The 230-nt window shown below is 41.7% G+C and carries 1 rRNA gene (cut by a window edge); it reads left to right on the top strand.

What is annotated here, in order from left to right:
- Positions 1-176: 176 nt before the first annotated feature.
- A 5S ribosomal RNA gene (rrf, locus tag DWY37_RS15680) occupies positions 177-230 on the top strand; it runs 86 nt beyond the window's last position.

Genomic DNA, 230 nt, shown 5'->3' with positions numbered 1-230 from the left:
TTCTAAGGAAATCGAGTAAAGATTATTTCGCTGTTGAGTTATCAAAGATAACTGAATAGTACTTGACTACTAAGTTCGAACTTCGTAAGAACTCGTTCTCACTAAGGGTCAAGTATGTATCGCACGTAAGACGCTAACTGCATTACATTTGTTACCGTCTAAGTGCTCATAACAATTCTGGTGGCGATGCGCTTAGGGGAAACACCCGTCCACATCCCGAACACGATGGT

The organism is Roseburia sp. AF25-13LB (assembly GCF_003478915.1).
GTDB lineage: Bacteria > Bacillota > Clostridia > Lachnospirales > Lachnospiraceae > Roseburia_C > Roseburia_C amylophila.
Note: the sequence above shows the minus strand (reverse complement) of the source record. Positions and strands in the feature narration are given on the sequence as shown.